Here is a 26,376-nt window from a genome sequence, read left to right on the forward strand (position 1 = left end):
AATCGTCATTTATTAATTGTTATTATAACGAAAGATGCTACTTTGTTTAATAAAAAAACGTTTTGTTCTTATACTATGAAGAACAAAACGTAACACTCGCTTTTACTTATAAGTACCTCTTCTCACCCACTGCGTTGCAATCCATTTCTCACCTTTCGTTACAGGTGCTCCTCCGTGTAACGTAAGCTCATTTAGTGATTGATCTTGATAAAAATACTCAAAGTATACTGCCATTCCCTTTCTAGGGTGTACAGAAAGATTTAATTTCGGGAAGTATGTTTCCCCGCCTTCTTCTACATCATTTAAGTACATTACAAGCGTACTAATACGATTATTAGCAGCTGATCTACTATATTCCGCAAAATAATCATAGTGGGCTTTATATTGTTGATCCACTTCATAATTTAAAATGTGTAATCCTTCACCATGCGACGCAGGAACATTCATGATAGATGAAATTCGTTTTTCAATCTTTGAAGTAAGTTCATTGTCTTCCAAAAATGCACCGCTACTTGTTCGAATATCATTTACATCACGTGATGAACCAACTTTAGAACGCTCCATTTTATTTTTAGACATTTCAATCAATTCACCACACTCTTCATCACTTAGTACATTTGCTAATACGACAATAAGAGGTTCTTCGAATTTTGAAATAATGTGTATTTCTCTATCTTCTGTCATAATCGTATTTCCTTTATGATCAAAAATAGTTTGTTCCTTATTTTCACCTATTTGATTGTTGTTTGTCATTTCCCTATTCTCCCTAAAAATAATGATTGGATAGCATGAATATATCATATTCTTTCTACCTTTCTCTTTTTTGAGAAAATTTAAACTTTTAATCATTATATTTATCCATTTCTTCTAAAAAATCAATTCAATTTACAATAGAAAATCCCGGTTTATCTCCATATATTTCACATATTATCCTTCTATCCAATCCACTATTTTTCCATCCTTTTTTCTATACCGAAAACCCACCGTATAGAAAGCTTCCTGTTTGAGTGTGCACTGCAACGTAACGAGAATTAAATCATTTTCAAAGACATAATTTCCACTCGCTTCTCCCTTTTCATACTGAAAGAAAAATGTACCTTCTTTTTCTTTTTGCTGTAAATCTTTTTTTATATCTGTAATAGATCGGTTAAGTAATTCATCCAATAAAAACTTTTGTTCTATTTCTATATAAAAATTTTTATCTGTAAACAACATATTTGTTTCGTATATAAAAAAAGAAGTTAATAAAATAAGAAAGATAATAGTTCCAGGCATTGTAAATCCATTTTGCTTTCTCATACGTTTATTCCTATTTCGCTATATCGCATAACTACACCTTCATATATTTTCCCACTAGTATCTTTTACATTTATAATGAGTACATGAGGTGTTAGTTTGTAAGAAACTGTTCCAATATTTTGTAAAACAACTTCCCTCCCGCGCCTATTTACCTTTCTTATAAGACGACTATTCTCTTTTTCATACGATACTTCACTCCCATTACGCGATCGGAATCGTAAAATACTTTCTCCATTTTCAAATGCTAGCTGTTCTCCAGATGATACTTCACGAAACTCCAATTGCATTTGCCCTAAATACACATCCCACTCCCAATCATTTAATCCTTTTGACTGTTTATTTCCCATTTCAATGAAATGTAGGCGGGGAAGGAGCAAAAAAAATATTGATAATAGAAACAGACATACAATCATTTCTATTAATGAAAAACCAAATTCTAATTTATTTTTTCTCCTACATAAAAGCATTGTTCCATCATTCTGTCTTTCACATCTCTCCACATGGTACAAACTTCATTGCCTCCCCAATATGTGTAATACACAATTCCATTTATATTCTTTTCTATTATTCGCTTTTCTTCATTTCCATACATATATATAGCTGCTTCTTTTTTTAATAATCCAGATGCCTTATAACGAATTTGTATATTTTTTCTTTCTTGCATAACTAATACTGTTTGCGGTAGTAGTAAAGATACAGCCATCATTAAAACACTTAACGATACAATCATTTCAGCCATTATGGATCCTTTTTGACATTTCACGATACGTAAATCTCCCTCTTCCAAGCTGAAATACAATTTCATATTTATAATTTCTATACGAAATTATAATCGTACCACCTCTATTAATATTTCCACTTGGATTATATGTCATCGGATTTGGAAACGTATGCAAATCAATTTGTATATCTTCTTCATACTCTCGCTTGACGATATAATACTTTGTACCTGACTCTTTTATAGCATACATATTTCTATCTTTATGCCAACGTAATGTATAGTGCTTTTGACGGTTTATCGCTAATTGCTGCATATACAAAATATCATTTGAAAACTGCCTCAAAAATTGTTCAACTTTTTGTCGCTCGTATAAGGAATGCACGCTAAAATACGTAACTATACTTAATACAGAAATAGCAAATAAAACGAATAACATTTCTAAAAAAGTAAACCCCTGTTGTTTCACAATGCCCTAATTGATACTGCGCCATCATCTGAAATATGAATAGATTCGCCATTCGGGCACTTATCAGTTGTAATATACTTTTCATCTGTCAGTTCTTTTAACGATGGAATTTTATTATGTTGTAATTGATATACTTGTATTTGCGCTTCTATAGCTTTCACGTAAGCTGCACACCCTTTTCCTTGGACCGATGAGCGCTGTGTAACTACATTCGGAATAATTAATAGTAATAATATAGTTATGACAACCATCACTAATAGCATCTCTAACAGAGTAAATCCTTCCTCATTCTGCATACAAATGCCCCCTAAATAGAATTCATCATTTGAAACATCGGCATAATCATCGCTAAATACATAAGGACAACGATTCCTCCAATACATGTAAATAAAATAGGCTGAATGATAACTAACATATGTTTAATTTTCCGTTCCATCTTTTCCATAATAAGATCGCTATAGTCACCTAATTCAATCCCTAAATTGCCGTTTGCTTGTCCATGCGTAATAACATAAGAAAGTTCTTTCTCGTAATACCCACTTTTAGCAATGATAGATTGTAACTGTTCTCCTCCAATTAATTGTCTTTCAATCCGGCTCGCTTCATATTTAAAGAACGGATGATATCTTTGCTCCATCATTATTGTTAAAGCTTCACATACTGATAGTCCACCATTTAATAAACCACTCAACTGAGTAGCAAAATAATGTGAATGCTTTAAAATAAGAAATGTTTTGATGAGGGGAATACGAAGCATAATTTTTACCTGTCTAATATGTGGAAGTTTCCTAAAATACAACATGTATAAAATACCTCCAATAATAACAGTTAAAATAGCGACTAAAATAATGTAAGGTAGCAGTTTTATTGCACTTAAAATTTTTTCTGTAAGTAGTGGTGTATTAGAACCGAACGAACTATAAACTATTTCAACCTGAGGTAATAAAATGAGTTTAAAAATAAAGAGCATGATTAGTAGAAAAAACATCAAAAACATAGGATACTGCATTATTTTCATCATGTCTCTCCTATACTTATCTTTCTTATAAAGAAGTGCACTTCCTTGTTGCAAAGCAAAAGAAATATCACCATGTTGCTCGGCATAAAATAAATAACTTAACATGTCCTGATGAAACTTTAACTGATGAAAAGAATCGTGTAGACTTTTCCCATCTTTTAACTCCTCAATCATGCGCTGCAATTGTACTTTCTTTTCTACAGGTAATTGAAACTGTAAAAATTCTAGTGCTTGTAAAAGAGAGTAGCCTTTTTCTAATAATTCTCCTAAACGTTTCAACAATACTACTTGATCACTTAAACTCCAAGTTTTCTTAAACATAAACATCTTCTTCTAAAAAACCTAAAGCATATCCTTTTCGTATTGATGATTCTAAAGTCTCATGTTTGTAAGTAACACATTCTCCATCAGCTTCTTTAAGCGCTTGTTTTAACTCATATCCATATAGTAGCTCATAAATGCTAGCCTGCCTTACTTGCCTCATTGATTTACATAAAGTTGAGCACTTTCCTCTGCAAAACGGACACTTCAATTCGACAAGTCGCTGTGCAGCTACAGCCAATAAAGACTGTTCAATCTCTTGCCTCGTTATACCATAATCTATGAAACGAATGATTGCTCCTTTCGCATCATTCGTATGCAGCGTTGTCATTACTAAATGTCCTGTCAAACTTGCTCTTATAGCTATTTTTGCTGTTTCTTCATCACGGATTTCACCGACTAAAATAATATCTGGATCATGACGTAAAATAGCCTTTAATCCTGTTTCATATGTGAGACCCGCTTTTTCATTTATTTGAATTTGTAATACATCGTCACTTCTTTTTTCAACCGGATCTTCAAGTGTAATGATGCGACGTGTTTTCTTTTTTCTAATTACCTCTAATAATGCATACATTGTCGTCGTCTTCCCAGATCCAGTCGGTCCAGTAAACACAAGTAGCCCCTGTGAATAGCGTAAAAACGAGAGTAGTTTTGCTGCCGTACTTGGAAATAACGAAAGATGTGATAAGGGCTGAACAGATGCTTGTAAATGAAGACGAATAACAAGACTTTCTTGATATACTGTTGGAAGTGTGGAAAGGCGTAAATACACTTCTTGTCCATCAATTTGCAAATACAACGAACCATTCTGTGGCTTCCGTTTCTCGCCTATGTCCATAGATGCTAAAAATTTGAAATGTGAGACAAGTTTTTCTCCAAACTCCTTTTCAATACACTGTATCGTCATTAAATCTTTTCCTATACGTAGTTGCACCGCTACATCCTTCTGCCGGGGCACAATATGTAAATCTGACGCTTGTACCCTACACGCTTCTTTTAAAATTGCATTCGCAAAAATTTCAATCCCATTCATCACTTTTCCCTCCTCACTATGTATATAGCATGAAAACATGCGCAATAAAAATTTGGACTTTTGTATTTTCAATAGAGGAAAAAGGAAAAATATGTTTGTGAAATTATGAACAATTTCCGAATTATTGTCTGAAATTACCTATACTCATGTTTATCTGTATTATAATGTTATTATCTTGGATAAAGTGATAAAGGTGGAGATCCTCATGGAACAAGCTTTAAAAATTACAGGTGTATTATCTGACCCAACTCGTTATTACATTTATAAATATATTTCGCAAAAACATAGTTACGTAACGGTACAAGAAATTGCAGATGAGTTTGACATTCATCCAAACGTAGCGCGTTTACATTTATCTAAATTAGAAGATGTTCATATGCTAAAATCGGAAACGAAGAAAACTGGAAAAGGCGGACGACCGAGCAGATTGTATGTCTTATCTGAAGATGTTATCCAATTACAATTTCCATTCCGTGATTATCAATTGTTAGCAAGAATCGCATTTAATTCTTTACTTAGCCTTGGCGCTGCTGGTGAGAAAGCGCTATACGAAACGGGAAAACAATTCGGAGCTGAATTAATGCAACAACATATGCAACGTTTAAATGTGAGTGAAGATGCTTTAACAGTGGAACAAAAAGTTCAAATTGCAAAAGAAGCTTTCTCAACAGCTGGCTTATCACCTGCATTTGAATTAAGTGCAGATGGAACAAAAATTTTCTATGATGTACACAATTGTCCATTTAAAGAAGTTGCTGTTCATCATCCAACTGAAATTTGTAACATGCACGGAGATATGATGAAAGGAATTTTTGAAATCCTATTCCCTAACATGGAATTAACTCGAAATGATAGTCTATTAGATGGATGTAAATCTTGTAATTATAAACTAACAATTTAATTTTTCATATAAAAAGAAGCCAATAATAATTGGCTTCTTTTTATATGAACGAATATTTACAATAGTAAGAAAAATAAACTATAATGAGGTGAGGTTTACTTTTTTTAGAAAAGGAGGGAGATGGCATGGAGCGCATGTTTCGCGTTCTCGGCTTTTGGACTGGAATTTTCTCGGTCATGTTTTATGTAGGGGATATGCAACCGGCCGCACTACTATTTTTAGGACAAACAGGTTTCTTCGTACTTTTAAGCTATTTAAAATTAACAGAGCGTATGTATATATACGTATTTGGGGCATATTTAACTGTTTTCTTCATAGGATTTACATACTACACGACATTCTTACTTGTGCCTGGGGCTGGACATTAAAAGATGGCATTTTGCCATCTTTTTTTTAATTCCGGAATTTCCTAGTTGACTTATAGGTTTTATTACCTTATATTCTATATAACAGATTGGAATTAGGGGGAATCAACATGAATACACTGCTTGTCGGAATTAACGTTGCAGTCATGCTCATCTTAGTTGGCGTATTATATTATATGCAACGTAAGCATGTATCTTTTAATAAACGTGTATTTACCGCTTTAGGAGTCGGAATTTTATTCGGTCTTATATTACAATTTATTTATGAGCCAACTTCTAAAGTAATTATTGAATCAAATACTTGGTTTGGCTTAATCGGTAACGGTTATGTAAAATTACTTCAAATGATCGTTATGCCACTTATTTTAGTATCTATTATTTCAGCATTTACAAAATTACAGTTAACGAAAAACCTTGGTAAAATTAGTGGCCTTATTATCGGTATTTTAATTCTTACTACAGGAATCGCTGCAGCTGTCGGTATCGCTGCAAGTGCAGGATTTGATGTATCTGCAACCGGCCTACAACAAGGTGATGCAGAATCTGCTCGTCTGAAACTAGTTGAAGAAAGATTTACTTCTATTGAAAAGACAACAATTCCAGATAAATTATTAGAGCTATTACCTACAAATCCGTTTCTTGATTTAACAGGCGCTCGTCCAACATCAACAATTTCTGTCGTAATATTTGCAGCCTTTATCGGCATTGCCTTTATAGGTGTAAAACGAAAATATCCAGAACAAGCAGAGCTATTTAAGAAAATGCTTGATGCTGTATATGCAATCGTAATGCGTATGGTAACATTAATTTTACGCCTTACTCCATACGGCGTATTAGCTCTTATGGCAAAAACAGTTGCTGGTAGCGATATAAATGCTATTTTAAAACTTGGTAACTTCGTGTTAGCCTCTTACGTAGCACTTATCGTAATGTTTATCATTCACTTATTATTAATTGCATTGTCTGGTTTAAATCCAATTCAATATTTGAAAAAAGTGTTCCCTGTACTAACTTTTGCATTCACATCTCGCTCTAGTGCTGGTGCGATGCCATTAAATATTGAAGCGCAAAAAGAAAAGCTTGGTATTTCCGAAGGAATTGCAAACTTCGCAGCTTCATTTGGGGTATCTATCGGACAAAACGGTTGCGCAGGTATTTATCCAGCAATGCTTGCAATGATGGTCGCTCCAACTGTTGGAATTGATCCATTACAACCACAATTTATTTTAACTTTAATCGCTGTCGTTGCTATTAGCTCATTCGGTGTTGCTGGAGTTGGTGGCGGTGCAACATTCGCAGCTTTAATCGTACTATCTACAATGAACTTACCAATCGGTATTGTTGCTCTAGTTATCTCGGTTGAGCCATTAATCGATATGGGGCGTACAGCTCTTAACGTAAGTGGTTCTATGACAGCAGGTCTTATTTCAAGTAAATGGCTTGGTGAATTAGATCAAGATACGTACAATCAAGATGATACAAAAACTGGTGAAATTGCTTCATAATGAAAAAAAGACGCTAACATACAATTGTCAGCGTCTTTTTATTCCGTTCCCTCTTTATAGATTTTATCTTGAGAATTATCACTCCAAGTATTCTTCTAGTTGCTCTTTTAACTCTTCCTCAATCTCATAACAAGATTCATCAGCGAGTTCCCCTACTTTCCTACTCCCCAAAATGTTTGATTGAATTGGCATTCCTAAAAAAATTCTTTCACATTTCCAAATTGGAATATTGTGAAATCCAATCATCTCTTTTTCTTCATCTAATATAGCTATAGCAACTGATGAATAATAACCCACCTCAAAGGGATTCTCTTTTTCCCTTGCAAATCCCATATCTAATTCCATGTGGTTTTCTATGTGAGGGTGTTGCAAAACTAAAATAAACATGCAATGTTATGAATCAGAAAAACTAGCTGAACATGCAATAGATAGCGATTTTGACCATACCAACGTGGCTGTTCCAGCCCTTTATCTTTGAGATGACTAAACTGTTGTTCAATTTTTCCACGCTCTTTCATCAACTGTTTGCCAAAGGTAGTTTGTAGAAAATGAGACACTACACGACGATGTGTACTTTTGATTGGTCCGCTATTACGCGGGTTAATTGGATTGATCGCAAAGATATCACATGCTCCGGCAATTTCATGAATGTGCTGACTATCATAAGCGGCATCTGCAACGGAAAATAACACATTTTGGTTTTGTATATCCCGAAGCAATGCAGGAGCTATTTTACTATCATGTACATTTGCGGTTGTAAATGCATACGACAATATAACACCTTCTGGTGTAGAACAGACATGAGTTTTATATCCCTTATACCAACCATAGCGAGTAGATTTTCCCCATTTCGCTTGAGAATCATATAAACTACTCCGTAAGGCTGTACTATCAATTAAAACGCACGGAATTAACCCTAAATTCTTTTCTTGAAGAATTTGTTTATGAAGCAACGGAATTTCTTCGTTGCGAAACCAAGTGCCTACACGTGAAAAAGTAGATATATGAGGAACAAGCGAAAGGCCACAAGATACACGAAATGAAGGATATTGATGTAAAAAACGAGTTAACTTACGTAATGAATTGATCTGGAATACCGTTTTTATAAAAAAACATTTGAGTAAAGCTTTTCTACAGATGGGTGGGCGGCCTGTCATAGGCGGAACGCCTCCAATGGTTAAACTGTCTACGTAGGCAAATAAAATTTGTAAAATGGATTGATTTTGATCAAAATTGGTTATCATACTAGTAAATCCGTCCTTTCTGGAGATAGTTTCGGTTACTATCATTTTTCCAGGAAAACGGATTTTTTTATGCATTCATTTTTGGATATTTATGAGTTTTGCAACACCCTCTATGTATAAACGTGAATACTCTTTATGCAGTTTAAGTGATATTCGCTCTATTCCCTTCTCCATACATTGAATGTTCTCTTTTAACTCCAACGTAAACTCCTGTTCTTTATATTTCATTTTCGCCTCCTTAAACATAGAAAAAGAGAATACAATAACATATCCTCTTTCCTCAAATATATTTCATTATCTCACAGCCCGTCCTTTTCACAAATAACCATTTTGTTCGCACCATTTATGAAATTGTCCTACGTCTACTCCAACTAACACGATATCCTTTAGCTCTACATCAATGACTTGTTCTCCAATTACAATAGCAAACTGCGATGCTAATTTTGTCTCGTTTTTCTTTACAATTCCAATTCGGTTCCGATGCGGTCCATCTTTTATATATGCTTTTTGTCCTACAATATCAAAGTTCAAAATTCTCACCTCTTTTACTGCGCTCAAATTGGAAATACGATCTCCACCTCGGAAAATTTCCTTTCATTGCACTATTTCTCTATATATATGACGAAACAATAAAAGAGTCCTTCCTTCTTTACAATTATTTTTTCTTTGTTTCATTTTTGTGATTGAAACGTAAAGTTTATAATAAAATACACTTGGAAGCGCTTTCTATGTAATTTTTTATGTTATAATATATAAGTAGAACTTCGTAAAGAGGGTTAAAAAATGAATACAAAAATGATTAAAAAAGTAATTGAAGCATTAAAAGTATATGGCTTTCAGGATGTATCATTCTGTGACAAAACGAAGCAATTTTTATTTCATAACGAAACCGATATTATGAGCGGCTATGCAGAAATAACATATAGTAGTCAATTTGAAAAATTCAACGTACAAATTCATCCAATTGAAACGCATCACCAAGCAGAGTTACAAGAGATTGAAAGACATATACAAGCTTGTATAAGAAAAGTGGAATATTTAAACGCACTTCTTACCGGGCAGACAAAACTAGATGATAAAATTATTATTATGTAAAAAAAGAACGTGATCCAATCACGTTCTTTTTTCATTATACGTTCATCTTTTCCTTTAGTTGTAATCCTGTAACAGATTCTAATACATCCATCGATTCTCCAAATGTCATATCAAAAATTGTCTTGTCCTCTATGTATGGAAACTGTCTGAAACGCTTTTCTAACACCTTCACAGCATCTGATGTAAAGTTTGCACTATCAATACCAAATTCTGTTTCAAGAAGAACGATCCAATCTAACACATGAAAACCTAATCCATTGACGAATGAAATCAATTTTTCTTCTGGGTTTGAAGATAAGAATACTTGGCGTTCCATCTCACTAAAAAGTTCTTCTCCTAAGATTTCAGCTAACTCATCATCATGTTCACGTTCAACAAGTTCTTCGTAGCCGTAATCATCCACAAGCTCTTCTACTTCTTCACTATCCTGACAAAGCAATTGACTAAGAAGTGCCTCTTTCTTAAATTCACTATTTTGTACGACTTCTAAAAAGCTCGTTTCCCATCCATTTTCTAATTTCATATTATGTACTCCTTTATATACGTTTCTTATCATCACTGTACCCAAAAGATCACTTTTATAACCTTTTAGGTAGTTACTATTATTTCACATGATTTATAACATAAGATGCAAACTCAGCTACATCTCCTTCAAAAATATTTATTTCTGGCAAGTGATAGAACGTTGTTTGGAGCGGGTTTCCTGCATGATATACATATATCGTTTTCTCTAGTGCAATCGCCATTCCAAACTCTGTATGGCTCCCGTTTCCGCCATCTAATATAAGTAAAAATACATCCGCTTCTTTTACAGCATTTTGTTCTGCCTGACCAATTTCTCTTAATTGTTCTTCATTCGCTGCTCTTTCATTTTTGGTCCAATCATATGTATGGTGCCATCCTGCATGTTTCAGTTCATTTGCTACGGAACGTACAAGATGTTTATTTTGGAAACCTGAGGCGATATAAAAATTCATTTATATACACTCCTTCATTATGTATGGGGAAACTCCTTTTTAGCGTTATTTGTTATAGCTACAATAAAGAACAACTTCAAAAAAAATCCCCATCTTTAAAACTTATTTGCGTTTAAATGATGGGATGCTTCATGGTCTTCTTTTATTTTTTGTTTTTTATAACTTTCATCAGCTAACATTTCTAGTTCAGCTGTTATCTCTGACTTTTCAAGCTCTCTTTCTTGCGAAAATTTCCTTGAAATATAAACAATAACACTACCAACGTACAACACAAAGCATATAATAAGTGCAGTATTTTCATAGAGACTTAGCTCCAACACAGTCACTCCTAATCCATTCGTATTTTCACGCCTCATTAATTGGAATTTCCCTATTAACCCATTTGTTATCCCGCTATTTGAGGGCAGTAAGACTCCCTCCTCAAAATTCAGTAACAGTAAAGAAGTTAGATGTGGGATGCACCCAACTGATTAAAGTTTCACTTTATTGTAACATAAAAATATCAATTCTTGGAATCTTTCACCCTACTAAAAGAGGCATGATTGTTTCATCATGCCTCTGAAATATTTTGAATGATCGTTTTAATTGCTTCTTTTCCATTATATTTTTTTAGTGCTGTTTTATACTTCTCATTATTTTGACTTAATTCTTCGACATACTTTATAAGAGATTTTACATTTACATCTTCTTCATATAATACGGAGGCATATCCTTGTCTTTCAAAGGACTCTGCATTTAATATTTGATCTCCACGGCTTGCAAATTTCGATAATGGAATTAAAACCATCGGCTTTTGTAATGTTAAAAATTCAAAAATTGCGTTGGAGCCCGCGCGTGAAATAACAAAATCTGTTACCGCTAATATATCTGGCAGTTCTCCATGTACATATTCAAATTGTCTATATCCTTCTTTATTTTGTAAACTTTCATCAAGGTTACCTTTTCCGCAAAGGTGAACAATTTGATATTTTTTCAGAAGTTCTGGTAACGCGGATCGAACCGTTTCATTAATTTTTTTTGCGCCCAAACTTCCTCCCATGATTGTAATAACTGGCTTTTTACGTGAAAAGCCTAAAAATGCTAAACCTTTTTCACGATTTCCCTTTAGTACTTCTTCACGTACAGGAGATCCTGTATAAATTACTTTTTCTTTCGGTAAATGTTTCGCAGCTTCTTCAAATGTAACAAATATTTTCGAAGCAAAACGAAGCGCAATTTTGTTTGCTAGTCCTGGCGTCATATCAGATTCATGTAATAAAACTGGTACTCTATTTAGCCATCCGCCAATTACGACTGGTACAGATACGAAACCGCCTTTTGAAAAAATCACATCTGGTTTTAGTTTTCGAATTCTTACATACGCATCCATAACCCCCTTCATTACAAGAAAAGGATCTTTTATATTTTTTAAATCAAAATAACGACGTAGCTTTCCACTCGAAATACTATAGTAGGGAATGCCTTCCTTTTCTATAATCGTTTTCTCAATACCTTGGTGAGAACCAATATAAGAGATATCCCAGTTGTCTTCCTGTAAATATGGGATAATGGCTAAATTAGGTGTTACATGTCCTGCCGAACCGCCACCTGTAAAGACTATTTTCTTCATACGTCTCCCCCTTCTAGACTATAATACACTAAAATATCTTGCCTCAGGGTGAGAAAATACCATAGCCGTTACGGACGCTTCTGGCTCCATCATGAATCCTTCTGTTAATGAAATACCTATTTCCTCTGGATGAATTAAGCGAAATAGCTTTTCTTGATCTGCAAGTTCTGGACACGCCGGATAACCAAATGACACTCGTATTCCTCTATATTTCGTACGGAAACGTTCTTCCATCGTCAGTTCAGGTGAGTCCGGAATGCCCCAGCGGTCACGAATGAGCATATGTGTTTTTTCAGCAAGTCCTTCCGCTAATTCAAGCGCTAACGATTGAATGGCATGACTACGTAGGTAATCACCTTTCGCCTTCAACTCTTCAGCAATATCCCGAACTCCTTCCCCAACCGTAACAGATAAGAAAGCAACATAGTCCATCTCATCTCCTATTGGGCGCAAATAATCACCTAAAGTACGATAGGGAGCCTTTCCTTGTCTAGGGAATGTGAAACGCTCTATAACACGCGTATGATCTTCTGGATCATATATTACAATGTTTTGTCCGTCGCTTTGCGCTGGGAAAAATTGATACACTGCTTTCGGCTTTAACCAAGATTGTCCTTCCTGCAATAATTCATCTATTAAATCATTTAATTCATGTGCTCTCTTATCTCCCTCTTTCAAAAGCTTCTTCACATTTCCTTTTAATCCAAGGTGATGCCCAAGTAGCATTTGTCTATTCAGAAATGGTGCGAGATGAAGGGCGGGAACATCTCGTAATACAATTCGTTTTGTTGAATCAGGCACCATAACCTCTGATTTTGGTAATGGCTCAATTACTGCTGGAATTTCTACTTTCTTCTCCTCTTTTTTTACGATATGAAGATGACGTTCTTTTTTATCCTGCTTCATCTTCTCACGCTCTTCTTCTTTTTGAAGCTTATTAATAATATCGAGCCCCGTCATCGCATCACTCGCATAACAAACGAGTCCTTTATATGATGGTGAAATCCGATTATCTGTAAACTTTCTCGTTAACGCTGCACCACCTACAACAATGGGCACATCAATATTTGCCGCTTTTAAATCTTCAGCAGTCGTTACCATTTGTTGCGCTGATTTTACTAATAAACCTGAAAGGCCTATAATGTCCGGCTTCTTTTCTTGTACTTCTTGAACAATTCGATCCGAACGTACATTAATTCCTAAATTAATAATCTCATATCCGTTATTCGCTAAAATAATTTCAACGAGATTTTTCCCAATATCATGCACGTCACCTTTTACAGTTGCTAACAATACTTTCCCTTTTTTCGCACTATCACTAGATTCCATATGTGGCTCTAAATAGCTTACAGCGGCTTTCATACTTTCGGCACTTTGCAATACTTCAGCAACAATAAGTTCATTATTATTAAATAGTCGTCCTACCTCGTCCATCCCTGTCATAAGCGGACCGTTAATAATATCAAGAGGTTTTCTTCCTTCTTCAAGTGCAAGACTTAAATCCTCGTGTAATCCTTGTTTCGTACCTTCTACAATATAATTTGCTAGTCTTTCATCAAGCGTTAACGTTTCTTGCACAACGACATCTTTCTTTTTAGCAACTCGGTAAAATTTTGTAAATTCTTCTAACGTCTCTTTCGTCGTTTCAAACAGTAATGCATCTGCAAGGCGTTTTTCTTCCTCTGGAATCGACGCATAGCGTTCTAATTTTTCCGTATTCACAATCGCGTAATCTAATCCTGCTTTCGTAGCATGGTATAAAAAAACTGAATTTAATACTTCACGTCCAGCCGGTGGTAAACCAAATGATATGTTACTTACACCTAAAATCGTTAAACACTCTGGTAACGCTTCTTTAATAAGGCGAATTCCTTCTATAGTCGCTGCCGCTGAGCCAATATATTCTTCATCACCTGTCCCTACTGGAAACACAAGTGCATCAAAAATAATATCTGACGGGCGTATCCCATACTTCTTTGTAAGTAATTCATAGCTTCTTTTCGCAATTTCTATCTTTCGTTCCGCACTAACCGCCATACCGTCTTCATCAATTGTTCCTACAACTATAGCGGCACCATACTTCTGAAGAAGCGGTGTCACTTTTTTAAATCGTTCTTCTCCATCTTCTAAATTAATTGAATTAATAACAGCTTTTCCTTGAATATAAGTAAGAGCTCGCTCCATCACATTTTCATCTGTTGAATCAATCATAATCGGTACTTTTAAAACTTTCGTAACTTCTGCTAAGAAGTTTTCCATATCTTCTATTTCATCGCGATCAGGATCTGCCATACAAATGTCAATAATATGAGCATTTTTCTTCACTTGCGCTCTTGCCACTTCAGCAGCCTCTTCAAATTTCCCTTCTGCTACTAAGCGTTTAAATTTACGTGACCCAATAACATTCGTTCTTTCACCTACAAATAACGGTCTCATAGACTCATCATATTGCAGTGCTTCTAATCCACTAATTCCATGTCCTTCTCTCTCATGATGGTCACGAGGCCTAAGAGATGCTAGCGCGGATTTCATTGCTTTTATATGTTCTGGTGTCGTGCCACAACAACCACCAATAATATTAACCCATCCTTCTTCAGCAAATCGCTTCACCTTTTCAGCAAGAGAAGATGGAGATTCATGGTAATGTCCATCTTCATCAGGAAGACCTGCATTTGGATAACAAGAAATGTAACACTCCGATAAATCAGATAGTGAACGAATATGGTCCCTCATAAACTCCGGACCAGTCGCACAGTTTAACCCAACAGATAATGGTTTCATATGTTCTACTGATAAATAAAAAGCTTCAATTGTTTGCCCAGCCAGAGTCGTTCCCATTGGCTCAATCGTTCCTGAAATCATAATAGGAACCGTTTTTTTCAGTTCTTCAAAAGCGGCTTGAATTCCAATATAAGCTGCTTTCACGTTACGCATATCTTGACTCGTCTCAACGAGTAATACATCAACTGCTCCTTTTAATAATCCTCGTGCCTGCCTTGTATAAGCCTCAATCAATTCTTCAAAAGTCACACCACCTGTAACACTAATTGCTTTCGTTGTTGGTCCCATCGCTCCCGCAACATATACTTCCTTCCCGCTTTCTTTAACAGCTTGCTTCGCCAAAAGTGCTGCCTTTTCATTTAGTTCTTCATCTAAATGAGACAGATCATAATCACTTAGTACAATATTCGTTGCCCCAAATGTATTTGTTTCAATAATATCCGCTCCAGCTTCAATATAAGCTTTATGAATCTTTAAAATAACGTCTGGTCTTGTTTCCACTAAATATTCATTACAGCCCTCGTACTCTTCTCCTCCGAAATCTTCAGCAGTTAAATCCTCTTGCTGAATCATTGTCCCCATTGCACCATCTAATATTAAAATGCTATTTTTTAATTTTTCTTCTATACACTTCATCAATTAATACCTTCTTTCACTTCTTGCTTTTCTCTTACATATTTAACAAGATGTTCTGTAATTTCATACTTTAAAAATGGTGTAATAAGATAAATACCATTAAAATATTTCATCGCTGCGTCGACCAATTCTTGTGAAATGCGGATCCCTTCCTCAATTGCTGCCTCTTTCGTTTCATGTCCATCCATTCTCTCTCTTATTTCTTCAGGAAGAGTAATACCCGGCACCTCAAAATGAAGAAAATCTGCATTCCGCTTACTTACTAACGGCATAATTCCAATAAAAATAGGTTGTTCCAAATGCTTTGTCGCTTCATACACTTCTTCAATTAACTTGATATCGTAAATTGGCTGAGTTAAAAAATACTCCGCTCCAGCATCTATTTTTCGTTCCATTCGCTTAACCGCTGCTTTTAAGTGCCTCACGTGAGGATTAAATGCGCCGCCTACAGAAAACCTTGTCGCCGGTCCAATTGATTTCCCTAAAATTGAACGTCCATCGTTCATTTCTTTAATCATTTTAATAAGCTCAATAGAGGATAAATCATATACAGAAGTGGCACCGGGAAAATCACCAACGCGCGCTGGATCACCAGTTAAAGCTAACACTTCTTCCATCCCTAACGCCGATAAACCTAACAAATGAGATTGTAGTCCAATGACGTTATGATCTCTACACGTTAAATGCGTCAATACTGGGATATCATGCTTCGTTAATAACGCACCCATCGCCATATTAGAAACACGAGGCGATGCTAATGAATTATCTGCTAGAGTAATAGCATCTGCTCCCGCTCTTTTTAACGCTCTTGCTCCTTCAAAAAAACGCTGTGTATCTAACGTTTTCGGTGGATCTAATTCCACTACAACTGTCGTTTGTTTTTTCGCTTTCTCTGCTAGAGTGACGTGAGCCTTCGAACGTTTCTCATGCGTATGAACGACTTTCGGCCTTTGAATCGTGTCTTTTTCTATTACAGGGGTAATATTCGCAACAGCGCGCTTCATACTTTGAATATGTTCTGGAGTCGTACCACAACAACCACCCAATAAACGAATACCTTGCTCAATAAATCTCGGTGTCATCGCTTCAAAATAAGCTGGGCTTCCCTCATATACGTAACGTCCATCCACATAATTCGGGAGGCCTGCATTTGGGTATGCTGATAAATAGCCATTTTGAGGAATCGATATCATTTTGAAAGCTTCCGTCATATGAAGCGGCCCTAGTTGACAATTCAATCCAACAACATTTGCACCGTAATCTATAAGTTGCTTTAATATTTCATTGACATCATTTCCATTTTGAGTCGTACCTGCTTCATGTAACGCTAATTGCGCAACAATTGGAATATTCGTTTGCTTACGCAATACTTTAACGGCATGAAGTAATTCAAATTCATCGTAAAAAGTTTCTAATAGTAATCCATCAACCTGTTCTTCTAGTAAAGCCCCTGCCTGTTCAAGTAACATAAACTCTCTTTCCATATCAGTCGTTGTAACAGCTCCGATATGTTTCATACCACCAATTGTTCCTAAAATTGCATTTTTATCTGTCACAGATGCTTTCGCCAGTTTTACTGCCGCTCTATTAATTTCTGTAACTTGATTTTCTAAACCATACATACGTAATTTCGCCTCATTTGCTCCATACGTATTCGTTTGAATTACATCTGCTCCAGCAGCTACATATTGTTTATGAATCGATATAATTAAGTCTGGATCAGATACATTCAATTCTTCAAAGCTACTTTGCAAACCATGTGAATGCAATAACGTCCCAACCGCACCATCACCTATTACAATTCCTTTTGATAATAAATCTAGTAATTTCACGACTCTCCCTCATTTCTATCAATATAAAAACCCCCTCTTCACTTTGAAGAGGGGGACATAATCGTTCCTCCTCTTATTATGCAAAACATTCGTTTTGCAGGTATTAGCACCGTTTCAAACATTTCGTTTGAAGGTTGCCGGGTTTCACAGGGCCTTTCCCTCCACCGCTCTCAATAAGAGTTGTCTTTATTATTTTATTTATGTAGCTAAAAGGAAATGCGTTCCCCTTTTAACAATGTTTGTTAATTTTTTAATAAATTTAGCATGCACAAAAGTAAAAGTCAATGACACTTGCGGAAAAATAAAAATTATTTAAAATAAAGTTGCAATTCAGTTATATTTTATTGTAAAGTTAAAAACATAATAAAAATTTCATACGAACATTCTTATCTAGAGAGGTAGAGGGACTGGCCCTGTGACGCCTCAGCAACCATTAACATTTTGTTAATAAGGTGCTAATTCCAGCAAATTGTGAAAGATTTGACAGATGAGAAGAAGACTCTATTCAAACCGAAAGCCTTCTTCTTAGAAGGCTTTTTTTATTTTATATTCACTTAATGTTTCAATTTAAAAAGGAGGAATTTTCACATGTCAACAATCGAAACAAAACTAGCACAAATCGGAAATCGCAGTGAAACTACAACTGGAACGGTTAATCCACCAGTTTATTTCTCAACCGCTTATCGTCACGAAGGAATTGGTAAATCTACTGGCTTTGACTATTCACGAACTGGCAATCCAACTCGCGGTCTTTTAGAACAGGCGATTGCAGACTTAGAATATGGCGAACAAGGTTATGCCTGTAGTTCAGGGATGGCGGCTGTTCTCCTCGTCCTTTCTCTATTCCGCTCTGGAGACGAACTTATTGTATCTGAAGATTTATACGGGGGAACGTATCGATTATTTTCTGAGCATGAAAAAAAGTGGAATGTTCGATGTAGATACGTAAATACACAGTCTATTAAACAAATTGAGCAAGCTATCACAACTGAAACGAAGGCTATTTTCATAGAAACTCCAACTAATCCATTAATGCAAGTTACTGATATTGCTGCTGTCGCAACTGTAGCGAAAAGGAACGGACTACTTCTTATTGTAGACAACACTTTCTACACACCTTATATACAGCAACCATTAACAGAAGGTGCTGACATTGTACTTCATAGCGCAACGAAATATTTAGGGGGACATAACGATGTACTAAGCGGGCTTGTCGTTGCAAAAGGAAAGGAACTTTGCGAGGAAATCGCTCATTATCATAATGCATCAGGTGCAGTTTTAAGCCCATTTGACTCATGGTTATTAATTCGCGGTATGAAAACGTTAGCGCTTCGCATGAGGCAACATGAAGAAAATGCGAAAGCAGTTGTTGCGTATTTAAATGATGAGGACGGGGTGACAGATGTATTTTATCCAGGAAGAGGTGGCATGATCTCATTCCGCCTTAAAGATGAAGCTTGGATTAATCCATTCTTACAATCTTTATCCTTAATTACATTTGCCGAAAGTCTTGGTGGTGTAGAAAGTTTAATGACTTATCCAGCAACGCAAACACATGCTGATATTCCTGAAGAAATTAGAACAGCAAACGGCGTATGCAATCGTCTTCTTCGATTCTCAGTTGGCATTGAAAATAGTAACGATTTAATTCAAGACTTAAAGCAAGCCATTAAACTCGTAAAAGAAGGTGTAAGAATATGAGCTATTCTATAGATACACTCTTACTACACAACCAATATAAACACGACTCGCAAACAGGCGCTGTGAACGTTCCTATTTATAATACATCAACTTTTCACCAGTTTGATGTAGATACGTTCGGAAAATATGACTATAGCAGGTCAGGAAATCCAACTCGTGAAGCTCTTGAAGATATCATTGCTTTATTAGAAGGCGGAACAAAAGGATTCGCCTTTGCATCAGGCATTGCAGCGATTTCCACTGCATTCCTCCTTCTTTCACAAGGTGATCACGTACTCATTTCAGAAGATGTGTACGGAGGCACTTACCGAGTGATAACTGAGGTACTCTCCCGTTACGGTGTTTCACATACATTTGTTGATATGACCAATTTAGAAGAAATAAAACAAAACATTAAACCAAATACAAAGCTCTTTTATGTAGAAACACCTTCTAACCCACTTTTAAAAGTGACAGATATTCGCGAGGTTTCTAAACTCGCAAAATCTATTGGCGCTCTTACTTTTGTTGATAATACATTTTTGACACCACTATTCCAAAAACCACTTGAACTTGGAGCTGATGTCGTTCTTCATAGTGCTACAAAATTTATTGCTGGTCATAGTGATGTTACTGCCGGATTAGCAGTAGTAAAAGATTCAGAACTCGCTCAAAAGCTTGGATTTTTACAAAATGCATTCGGTGCTATTTTAGGACCTCAAGATTGTTCTCTCGTACTTCGCGGTCTAAAAACATTGCATGTACGCCTCGAACATTCAGCTAAAAATGCCAATAAAATCGCACATTATTTACAAGAGCACTCTAAAGTAAAAAATGTCTATTATCCGGGATTACAAACTCATCTCGGATTTGATATTCAACAATCTCAAGCAACATCAGCTGGAGCGGTCTTATCGTTTACTTTGCAGTCAGAAGATGCACTCCGCAAATTTTTATCAAAAGTAAAATTACCTGTTTTTGCAGTTAGTTTAGGAGCTGTAGAGTCAATTCTTTCTTATCCAGCAAAAATGTCACATGCAGCACTGTCGCAAGAAGCTCGTGATAAAAGAGGAATCTCTAATTCATTACTTCGGTTATCAGTCGGTCTTGAAAATGTTAACGATTTAATATCCGATTTTGAAAATGCCCTTTCTTATGTAGAAGAACCTGTAAATGCATAGAGAAAAAGAAGATATGAGATTAGGTTTTCATATCTTCTTTTTATGCGGTTTAGTTATATTCATTTGAATTTCTTCTTTTCTTATAGTCCATAAAAAATAAAAGTATATCATCTATTTCTAAATAATGGATTAATTGATATATTAAGAAATAAAAAGGGGTGAAAATAATGGATACTTGTGCAGATATTTTAATCGTTATCGATTTACAAAATGGCGTATGTTATAGCGAGGAGCATTTATTTGATTTACAGAACTTACTAACAAAAGTAAATAAAAGAATTTCTTCATATAGAAAATTAAATAAACCAATCCTTTTTGTTCAACATTGTGATGATGATTTAGTACCCGAGAAAGAACTTTGGGCTATTCATACCGATCTAGATGTTCAAGAACAAGATTTTTTTGTAAGAAAAACACATGCAAATTCATTTTATAAAACAAACTTAAAAGAAATTTTAGATCAATTATCTGTAAATCGCATTGAATTTTGTGGCGCCCAAACAGAGTACTGTATGGATGCAACGATTAAGTTTGCCCACGGACTAGGATACGAAAACTTTATGGGACAGAAAACAACCTCTACGTTGAATAATCCTTTTATGTCCGCAAAAGAGACAATTGATTTTTATGAGAACATATGGAATCACAGATTTTTAACGTTGCTAAAAGATGAATTTTAGAATAAATGACTAATGACTTGATCATCCTAAGATTTATCAGCCGTAATCAAATATTTCATTATCACCATAAAGAAGCGAATGACATTCAGCTTCTTTTCTTTTAACCTGTTTTATATTCTATATATATCATTATAATTCCTTTGTCATATTATTTTAAAAATTTCGTATATTCATTTGAAAGAATAAGAAAATCATGATAAAATTGTGTTACAAATATATCTATATCTTTCAATTTTTAAAACGCATCGAAATTTTCACCCAAAAATGTCATTTTACAAAAACATGCTAATTTACCTATTTTATTTACATCCGGGTCTCTTTTCTTACAATTTCTTTACTTTAGGACTTTTTTTCTGCAACAACTATTTTCTTTTCTTTAAATTTTTGGTATGTATAGTATGGTATAATAGCTCACACGGAGGTGGAAAAGAACATGTTAGAAACCTTTCAAAAAGAATTAGAACTATATGAAAGTAATGCAGAATTATTAAAAGTGCTAGCTCATCCTGTTCGTTTATGTATCGTAAAAGGATTAATCGAGCGCGGTCCAAGCAACGTTTCTACAATGTATACTGGCTTAAACATGCCACAATCTACAATTTCACAGCATTTAGCAAAATTAAAAAGCGCTAAAATCGTTTCTAGTGAAAGAAAAGGATTGGAAATTTATTACAAAGTAGAGAATGAAACAATCATTCAACTCGTTCGTGTATTATTAGGTTAGGGACTAATAATCGCAGAAAAAGAACGTATTCTATATTTTTTATCTCATATCTTTAATATAAATATATATCATGAGAGGAAATATATAATACTACATAAGTCGTATTAAAAAACAAGACACAGTATATACTGTGTCTTGTTTTTTATATTGTTACATACTGATCCAAATGTAAATGTTGCATATCTTTTGTATGTATAACAACATCAAACGAACTCCCTACTCCTCCATTTAAAATCATAGAACGAACTGCTCGATTTTGTTTTTGCGTTTCAGAAAAAGGATTCGTATCTTGATGGCTCGTAAGCTGTTCTAATATTCCTGCAGCTAACAAGAACTCAGATTGTTTCTTATGCCATACTGCACTCATTCCTTGCATACTAAACATCTCCTTTAGCTCGTCCCAATGAACATGAGTAGTAAGATCCATTTCACCTGGATGCGCTAGTGGGTTACGCATTAGCTTATGCTGATAATATCCTCGCAAACTTCCTTCGCGGTGTGCTGGATGCATCCATTCTTCTTTTGTGTATCCGTAATCAACTGTAATACATATACCTTTTTGAAACCATTTCGAAATTTCTTTTATATACTCCTCCATAACAATTGGTACTTCAAAACGTTGCCCTTCAGCAATATGAATATTATATTTCAATAAATAGCGACCAATTCTTTTATTTAACGGCCTACATACTTCTGAAAGGTTTCCTTCCTCTGTATATGTAATACGTACTTCATACAATATACCATTTCTTTTCTCAATTACTTCAACAGGAAATGCATCAAACAACTCATTCGAAAAAAGAATTCCCTCGAAAGAATCTCCCATTTCACTATAGGAGGTATAGTACGATACATTAGAAAATGAGCCAAGTTGCTCCTGCTGTAATTTCCTATGAAAAGGGCTCACTTCAATCATTGAATAGTTTAAATTAATAAAGGTGTTTGGAGATAATTGCTTCCATTCTTGTAAAACATCATAGGCAAACTTCCCTGTTCCCCCACCAACCTCACAAATATTCGAAGCAACTTCACCATTTTCAACAAGACGAATAAAAAGTTTAGCAAAAGTTTTTGCAAAAACAGAGGATACATTGCTACTTGTAAAAAAATCCCCTTGTCTTCCAATCTTTTCACGTTCTTTCATATAATATCCATGACCCTCCGTATACAATACAAGGTTCATATACGTACTATATGAAATTGAATAATCCTTTTCTTTCCCCATCCATTCTCTTAAAATGAGCTCCATTCCCATAATGACTCCTTATTGTAAAAACGGATTATTTTCTTTTTCAAAGCCAATGCTTGTTTCTGGACCATGTCCACATAACACCGCTGTTTCATCTGGTAATACAAATAATTTCTCTTCAATACTTCCAATTAATTCAGCAAAACTTCCACCAGGCAAATCTGTTCTTCCAATGCTCATTTGGAACAATACATCTCCTGAAAATACAGCATTCGCTTCTTTAGTATAATAAGAAATACTTCCTGGAGAATGTCCTGGTGTCTCAAAAATTTCAAAATTAAATGATCCAATTGTTAATGTACCTTCTGCATCAATAATATGATCCGCTGGTTTTGCTGTAATACTGCGGTTCATCATAAAAATTTGAGAGCCGTTTACAGTTGCATCTCCTAACCAATCTGCTTCTTCTTTATGTACGTACACAGGAATATGAAAAGCGTCTCTTACGGCATCAACAGCACCGATATGATCAAAGTGAGCATGTGTTAATAAAACAGCCAATGGTTTTAATTGTTTTTCTTGTAAATATGTAACGAGCTTTTCACCTTCATGACCAGGGTCAAAGATAATGCACTCTTTTTGATCGTTCATTAAAATATAAGCATTTGTTTGTAATGGGCCTAACGGCATTTGTATCCATTTCATATGAAAATCTCCTCCAGTTATTAAACTTACTTTTAATGATACAACATTTCTTTCTCTGAGGAAAAGAAAGGATGCTATCTCGACAATCATTTTTAAAACATGTACAATATAAAAGAGTAAATATTCCAAAAACTCATAATAAGAAATGGGTAGACAGAGGAGGATATTGTATGGGCCTTGTTATTATTTTTACACTTGTCACTCTGTTAGCTGTATTTGCTACGCTTAGAACACTTCGTGAAAAAAACTTTTTCGCGAGCGGCTTTGCAATTGCAACTGTACTCGTTTTCGGATGGTTTACGATCATGACTGTTCTATATAACGGGTATCCACCAGCAGCTTAATTCGTTTACACTTTATTCTTCATCGAGATTTTACACAAAAAGAGGAAGGGTTCCCCCTTCCTCTTTTCATATTTCACAACTTATATCATCTTCGCTTCGTATTTGTGCTTTTTTACAAGCCAAGCTCCTCCGATAACACCTGCATCATTACCAAGTGTTGCAATAGCTAACTTCGTGCTCTTTACAGCACGTGAGAAAGCGTATTGCTCGAAATAGCGTTGAATTGGTTCTAATAACGCATCTCCAGCTTTAGACACGCCTCCACCAATAACAATTTTCTCTGGGTTCAATGTACTAGAAAGGTTCGCTACAGCTAATCCTAAATAAGAAGCTACTTTTTCTACTACTTCACCTGCTAATTCATCACCTTGTCCAAGTGCTTCAAAGACATCTTTTGATGTAATACGTCCTTCTTCAGCTAACATAGAACGCAACATGCTCTCTTTATTAGTCTCTTGTATTTTTTGCATAGCAACACGTACAATACCTGTCGCAGATGCTACTGTTTCTAAGCAACCAGACTTCCCGCAATTACATGGGAAAGCATTTTCTGTAACGACTGTAATATGTCCAATCTCACCAGCAGCACCACTCACGCCGTGTACAATCTCACCATTGGCGATTACACCACCACCAACGCCCGTACCAAGTGTCATACAGATTAAATCTTTTGCACCTTCACCAGCACCTTTCCACATTTCACCAAGCGCTGCTAAGTTTGCATCATTATCAATAACAACAGGTAATCCTGTTTCTACTTCTAATAAATCTTTTAGCGGATAGTTTTTCCATCCTAAATTAACCGCTTCATAAATCATTCCAGACGCCACATGTACAGGACCAGGAGCTCCCATACCAATACCAATTAATTTGCTCTTCAATTCGCCTAATTCTTCTAGCTTTTTATCAATTGCTTTCGCAACATCAAGTGTAATATGTTTTCCTTGCTCACCTGTATTCGTAGGGATTTCCCACTTATGTAAAATTTCACCGTATACATTAATAAATGCTAATTTAATCGTTGTACCACCAAGGTCAACACCAACTAACCATTTCTCTTCCATGTTGCTTACCTACCTTTATCTAATTCTTATTTAGCTCTTTTTGAATTTCTTGCTTCAATAAAAATAAAGCTGTTTGATAGTCTTGTGGATCGATTAGCTGTGATTGATTTAATTCACGCAATTCATCTTGCATTAATTGTAAATCTGCAATTCGATCTCCCGTATAAATAATCGTACCAAATTTCTTTAGCAATTGCTGAATATCATAAATAGATACCATTTCATCACCCTCTATGCTCACTTACTATAAAAAATTATAATAAGAAAACGTTCACATATTTTATTATAATCAAGAAGAAAAAGTCTCGTCAATTTTTATTTGTCTATACAAGCTTATTTATAAGCAGTGTTCCTTTTTCTGTAATAATTTTTTCTATATTTTTATCAAATGGCTCTACTGGAATGTGTTTTACCATTTGAAAATCATACGCTAATGACAGCGTTTTCCCTTTATAATGCACGAGATAACGATCATAATAGCCACCGCCGTACCCAATTCGCTCTCCTCGTTCTGTATAAGCTACGCCCGGCACAATTTGAAGATCAATTTCATCCATATTCACTTCTTCCGTAAGCCCAGGAATCGGTTCACGTAAATTCATATACACCGTTTCTAATTGATCAAAATTATTAATTTGCCGGAAGGACATCGTTCTAGTTCCTTTATTACACTTAGGAACTACAACTTTCTTTCCTTCTTCCCAAGCTTTTTCGATAATAGGATATGTATTCACTTCATTTTCCATTGAAAGAGTAATTCCAATTGTTTTAGCTTCAACCCACTCTTTTTGCGCATACAACGAAAATGCAATCTGTTCTGATAAAGTTGTATACTGTTCTTCTGATAAAGAATTCATGTGTTCTATTATTTGTTTACGTAAACGTACTTTCTCTGCTTTCACACATTCTCCCCCTTACAGTGACACTTTACTCTATGCTGATAGTGTATCACTTTTAACATAGGAATCGAATAAAAAAAAGAAACAGTAGGAAAATATTCCTA

Annotated in this window: 31 protein-coding genes, 1 pseudogene and 2 riboswitches; of the genes and pseudogenes, 9 read left to right on the forward strand and 23 right to left on the reverse strand. The window is 35.2% G+C overall.

Going from position 1 to position 26,376, the window contains the following annotated elements:
* Positions 1-102 precede the first annotated feature (102 nt).
* From V6946_RS22565 to comGA, 8 genes are all read right to left on the reverse strand, one after another.
* A complete protein-coding gene (locus V6946_RS22565) occupies positions 103-753 on the reverse strand; it encodes a 2OG-Fe(II) oxygenase (protein WP_366981592.1) in 651 nt (216 codons plus the stop codon).
* 174 nt (positions 754-927) lie between these two features.
* Complete coding sequence (gene comGG / locus V6946_RS22570; protein ID WP_001231317.1) at positions 928-1,299, reverse strand: competence type IV pilus minor pilin ComGG; 372 nt, start codon at positions 1,297-1,299, stop codon at positions 928-930.
* Positions 1,296-1,766 (reverse strand): competence type IV pilus minor pilin ComGF, encoded by a 471-nt coding sequence (comGF, locus tag V6946_RS22575; RefSeq protein WP_033692316.1) that lies wholly within the window; start codon positions 1,764-1,766, stop codon positions 1,296-1,298. Before comGF ends, comGG begins: the two co-directional genes overlap by 4 nt.
* Positions 1,736-2,038, reverse strand: coding sequence for a hypothetical protein (locus V6946_RS22580; RefSeq protein WP_000829464.1), 303 nt, complete (start codon positions 2,036-2,038; stop codon positions 1,736-1,738). Before V6946_RS22580 ends, comGF begins: the two co-directional genes overlap by 31 nt.
* Positions 2,031-2,486 (reverse strand): competence type IV pilus minor pilin ComGD, encoded by a 456-nt coding sequence (comGD, locus tag V6946_RS22585; protein WP_406622124.1) that lies wholly within the window; start codon positions 2,484-2,486, stop codon positions 2,031-2,033. Before comGD ends, V6946_RS22580 begins: the two co-directional genes overlap by 8 nt.
* Entirely contained in the window at positions 2,483-2,782 is a 300-nt protein-coding gene (gene comGC, locus V6946_RS22590) for a competence type IV pilus major pilin ComGC (protein WP_001178684.1), read from the reverse strand. Before comGC ends, comGD begins: the two co-directional genes overlap by 4 nt.
* Before the next feature lie 11 nt (positions 2,783-2,793).
* Positions 2,794-3,831, reverse strand: a complete 1,038-nt coding sequence (comGB, locus tag V6946_RS22595) for a competence type IV pilus assembly protein ComGB (RefSeq protein WP_016123380.1) — start codon at positions 3,829-3,831, stop codon at positions 2,794-2,796.
* Entirely contained in the window at positions 3,818-4,861 is a 1,044-nt protein-coding gene (gene comGA, locus V6946_RS22600) for a competence type IV pilus ATPase ComGA (RefSeq protein ID WP_001013167.1), read from the reverse strand. The genes comGB and comGA overlap by 14 nt, the downstream gene beginning before the upstream one ends.
* 205 nt (positions 4,862-5,066) lie before the next feature.
* Here comGA and V6946_RS22605 point away from each other — a divergent pair, with 205 nt between their 5' ends.
* The 3 genes from V6946_RS22605 (at position 5,067) to V6946_RS22615 (ending at position 7,632) form a co-directional block, all read left to right on the forward strand.
* Complete coding sequence (locus V6946_RS22605; protein WP_000434125.1) at positions 5,067-5,762, forward strand: metalloregulator ArsR/SmtB family transcription factor; 696 nt, start codon at positions 5,067-5,069, stop codon at positions 5,760-5,762.
* Between the two features lie 125 nt (positions 5,763-5,887).
* Entirely contained in the window at positions 5,888-6,130 is a 243-nt protein-coding gene (locus V6946_RS22610) for a DUF2626 domain-containing protein (protein ID WP_000440716.1), read from the forward strand.
* Positions 6,131-6,237: 107 nt separating this feature from the next.
* Positions 6,238-7,632, forward strand: coding sequence for an L-cystine transporter (locus V6946_RS22615; RefSeq protein ID WP_001094344.1), 1,395 nt, complete (start codon positions 6,238-6,240; stop codon positions 7,630-7,632).
* 78 nt (positions 7,633-7,710) lie between these two features.
* On the opposite strand, the pseudogene V6946_RS22620 reads toward V6946_RS22615, so the two are convergent.
* The 4 genes and pseudogenes from V6946_RS22620 to V6946_RS22635 all read right to left on the reverse strand — a co-directional run.
* Positions 7,711-7,998, reverse strand: a pseudogene (locus V6946_RS22620) (hypothetical protein); the annotation flags it as partial.
* A gap of 8 nt (positions 7,999-8,006) precedes the next feature.
* Entirely contained in the window at positions 8,007-8,876 is an 870-nt protein-coding gene (locus V6946_RS22625; protein WP_406622125.1) for a transposase, read from the reverse strand.
* Between the two features lie 75 nt (positions 8,877-8,951).
* On the reverse strand, positions 8,952-9,104 hold the full coding sequence (locus tag V6946_RS22630; protein WP_366981694.1) for a hypothetical protein: 153 nt from the start codon (positions 9,102-9,104) through the stop codon (positions 8,952-8,954).
* 87 nt (positions 9,105-9,191) lie between these two features.
* Positions 9,192-9,407, reverse strand: coding sequence for a DUF3912 family protein (locus V6946_RS22635; protein ID WP_001008327.1), 216 nt, complete (start codon positions 9,405-9,407; stop codon positions 9,192-9,194).
* Positions 9,408-9,659: 252 nt separating this feature from the next.
* On the opposite strand from V6946_RS22635, the gene V6946_RS22640 reads away from it, so the two are divergent.
* Positions 9,660-9,971: a hypothetical protein gene (locus V6946_RS22640; protein WP_001093237.1), complete on the forward strand. Its 312-nt coding sequence runs from the start codon at positions 9,660-9,662 to the stop codon at positions 9,969-9,971.
* A 34-nt stretch (positions 9,972-10,005) separates the two neighbouring features.
* Here the strand turns inward: V6946_RS22640 and V6946_RS22645 are convergent, their stop codons facing one another.
* The 6 genes from V6946_RS22645 to V6946_RS22670 all read right to left on the reverse strand — a co-directional run bounded on the left by V6946_RS22645 (position 10,006) and on the right by V6946_RS22670 (position 17,806).
* Complete coding sequence (locus tag V6946_RS22645) at positions 10,006-10,494, reverse strand: hypothetical protein (protein ID WP_000764267.1); 489 nt, start codon at positions 10,492-10,494, stop codon at positions 10,006-10,008.
* A 79-nt stretch (positions 10,495-10,573) separates the two neighbouring features.
* Entirely contained in the window at positions 10,574-10,948 is a 375-nt protein-coding gene (locus V6946_RS22650; protein WP_001012344.1) for a nucleoside 2-deoxyribosyltransferase, read from the reverse strand.
* A gap of 95 nt (positions 10,949-11,043) precedes the next feature.
* Positions 11,044-11,304 carry a DUF3966 domain-containing protein gene (locus tag V6946_RS22655; protein ID WP_001250699.1) on the reverse strand — a complete coding sequence of 87 codons (261 nt, stop codon included), beginning with the start codon at positions 11,302-11,304 and terminating at the stop codon, positions 11,044-11,046.
* A 194-nt stretch (positions 11,305-11,498) separates the two neighbouring features.
* Positions 11,499-12,557 carry an undecaprenyldiphospho-muramoylpentapeptide beta-N-acetylglucosaminyltransferase gene (gene murG / locus V6946_RS22660; protein ID WP_000724779.1) on the reverse strand — a complete coding sequence of 353 codons (1,059 nt, stop codon included), beginning with the start codon at positions 12,555-12,557 and terminating at the stop codon, positions 11,499-11,501.
* Between the two features lie 18 nt (positions 12,558-12,575).
* A complete protein-coding gene (metH, locus tag V6946_RS22665; RefSeq protein WP_006918333.1) occupies positions 12,576-15,974 on the reverse strand; it encodes a methionine synthase in 3,399 nt (1,132 codons plus the stop codon).
* On the reverse strand, positions 15,974-17,806 hold the full coding sequence (locus V6946_RS22670) for a bifunctional homocysteine S-methyltransferase/methylenetetrahydrofolate reductase (RefSeq protein WP_000770352.1): 1,833 nt from the start codon (positions 17,804-17,806) through the stop codon (positions 15,974-15,976). The genes metH and V6946_RS22670 overlap by 1 nt, the downstream gene beginning before the upstream one ends.
* A 70-nt stretch (positions 17,807-17,876) precedes the next feature.
* Positions 17,877-17,986: riboswitch (SAM riboswitch) on the reverse strand.
* Positions 17,987-18,189: 203 nt separating this feature from the next.
* Positions 18,190-18,300: riboswitch (SAM riboswitch) on the forward strand.
* 94 nt (positions 18,301-18,394) lie between these two features.
* Here V6946_RS22670 and metI point away from each other — a divergent pair.
* The 4 genes from metI (at position 18,395) to V6946_RS22690 (ending at position 22,071) form a co-directional block, all read left to right on the forward strand.
* Entirely contained in the window at positions 18,395-19,507 is a 1,113-nt protein-coding gene (metI, locus tag V6946_RS22675) for a cystathionine gamma-synthase/O-acetylhomoserine thiolyase (protein ID WP_000103897.1), read from the forward strand.
* Positions 19,504-20,667, forward strand: a complete 1,164-nt coding sequence (gene metC / locus V6946_RS22680; protein ID WP_000122299.1) for a cystathionine beta-lyase — start codon at positions 19,504-19,506, stop codon at positions 20,665-20,667. The genes metI and metC overlap by 4 nt, the downstream gene beginning before the upstream one ends.
* 167 nt (positions 20,668-20,834) lie before the next feature.
* Positions 20,835-21,347, forward strand: a complete 513-nt coding sequence (locus tag V6946_RS22685) for a cysteine hydrolase family protein (RefSeq protein ID WP_000379157.1) — start codon at positions 20,835-20,837, stop codon at positions 21,345-21,347.
* A 433-nt stretch (positions 21,348-21,780) separates the two neighbouring features.
* The gene (locus tag V6946_RS22690; protein ID WP_000894377.1) at positions 21,781-22,071 is read left to right on the forward strand and encodes a metalloregulator ArsR/SmtB family transcription factor; all 291 of its coding nucleotides are present in this window, start codon (positions 21,781-21,783) and stop codon (positions 22,069-22,071) included.
* 142 nt (positions 22,072-22,213) lie between these two features.
* Here the strand turns inward: V6946_RS22690 and V6946_RS22695 are convergent, their stop codons facing one another.
* Both V6946_RS22695 and V6946_RS22700 read right to left on the reverse strand, forming a co-directional pair.
* Positions 22,214-23,326 carry a class I SAM-dependent methyltransferase gene (locus V6946_RS22695; RefSeq protein WP_000525152.1) on the reverse strand — a complete coding sequence of 371 codons (1,113 nt, stop codon included), beginning with the start codon at positions 23,324-23,326 and terminating at the stop codon, positions 22,214-22,216.
* 9 nt (positions 23,327-23,335) lie between these two features.
* The gene (locus tag V6946_RS22700; RefSeq protein ID WP_000871236.1) at positions 23,336-23,965 is read right to left on the reverse strand and encodes an MBL fold metallo-hydrolase; all 630 of its coding nucleotides are present in this window, start codon (positions 23,963-23,965) and stop codon (positions 23,336-23,338) included.
* A gap of 170 nt (positions 23,966-24,135) precedes the next feature.
* Between V6946_RS22700 and V6946_RS22705 the strand changes: the two genes are divergently transcribed.
* The gene (locus tag V6946_RS22705) at positions 24,136-24,309 is read left to right on the forward strand and encodes a DUF2759 domain-containing protein (protein WP_000524852.1); all 174 of its coding nucleotides are present in this window, start codon (positions 24,136-24,138) and stop codon (positions 24,307-24,309) included.
* 80 nt (positions 24,310-24,389) lie between these two features.
* On the opposite strand, the gene glcK is transcribed toward V6946_RS22705, so the two are convergent.
* The 3 genes from glcK to V6946_RS22720 form a co-directional block, all read right to left on the reverse strand.
* Complete coding sequence (gene glcK, locus V6946_RS22710) at positions 24,390-25,373, reverse strand: glucokinase (protein ID WP_000391701.1); 984 nt, start codon at positions 25,371-25,373, stop codon at positions 24,390-24,392.
* A 19-nt stretch (positions 25,374-25,392) separates the two neighbouring features.
* Complete coding sequence (locus tag V6946_RS22715; protein WP_000253699.1) at positions 25,393-25,593, reverse strand: YqgQ family protein; 201 nt, start codon at positions 25,591-25,593, stop codon at positions 25,393-25,395.
* A 103-nt stretch (positions 25,594-25,696) separates the two neighbouring features.
* Positions 25,697-26,275 carry a 5-formyltetrahydrofolate cyclo-ligase gene (locus V6946_RS22720; protein ID WP_000642750.1) on the reverse strand — a complete coding sequence of 193 codons (579 nt, stop codon included), beginning with the start codon at positions 26,273-26,275 and terminating at the stop codon, positions 25,697-25,699.
* Positions 26,276-26,376 lie beyond the last annotated feature (101 nt).

The sequence above is a fragment of the Bacillus sp. PPSBB_2 genome (genome assembly GCF_045291115.1).
Classification (GTDB): Bacteria; Bacillota; Bacilli; order Bacillales; family Bacillaceae_G; genus Bacillus_A; species Bacillus_A cereus.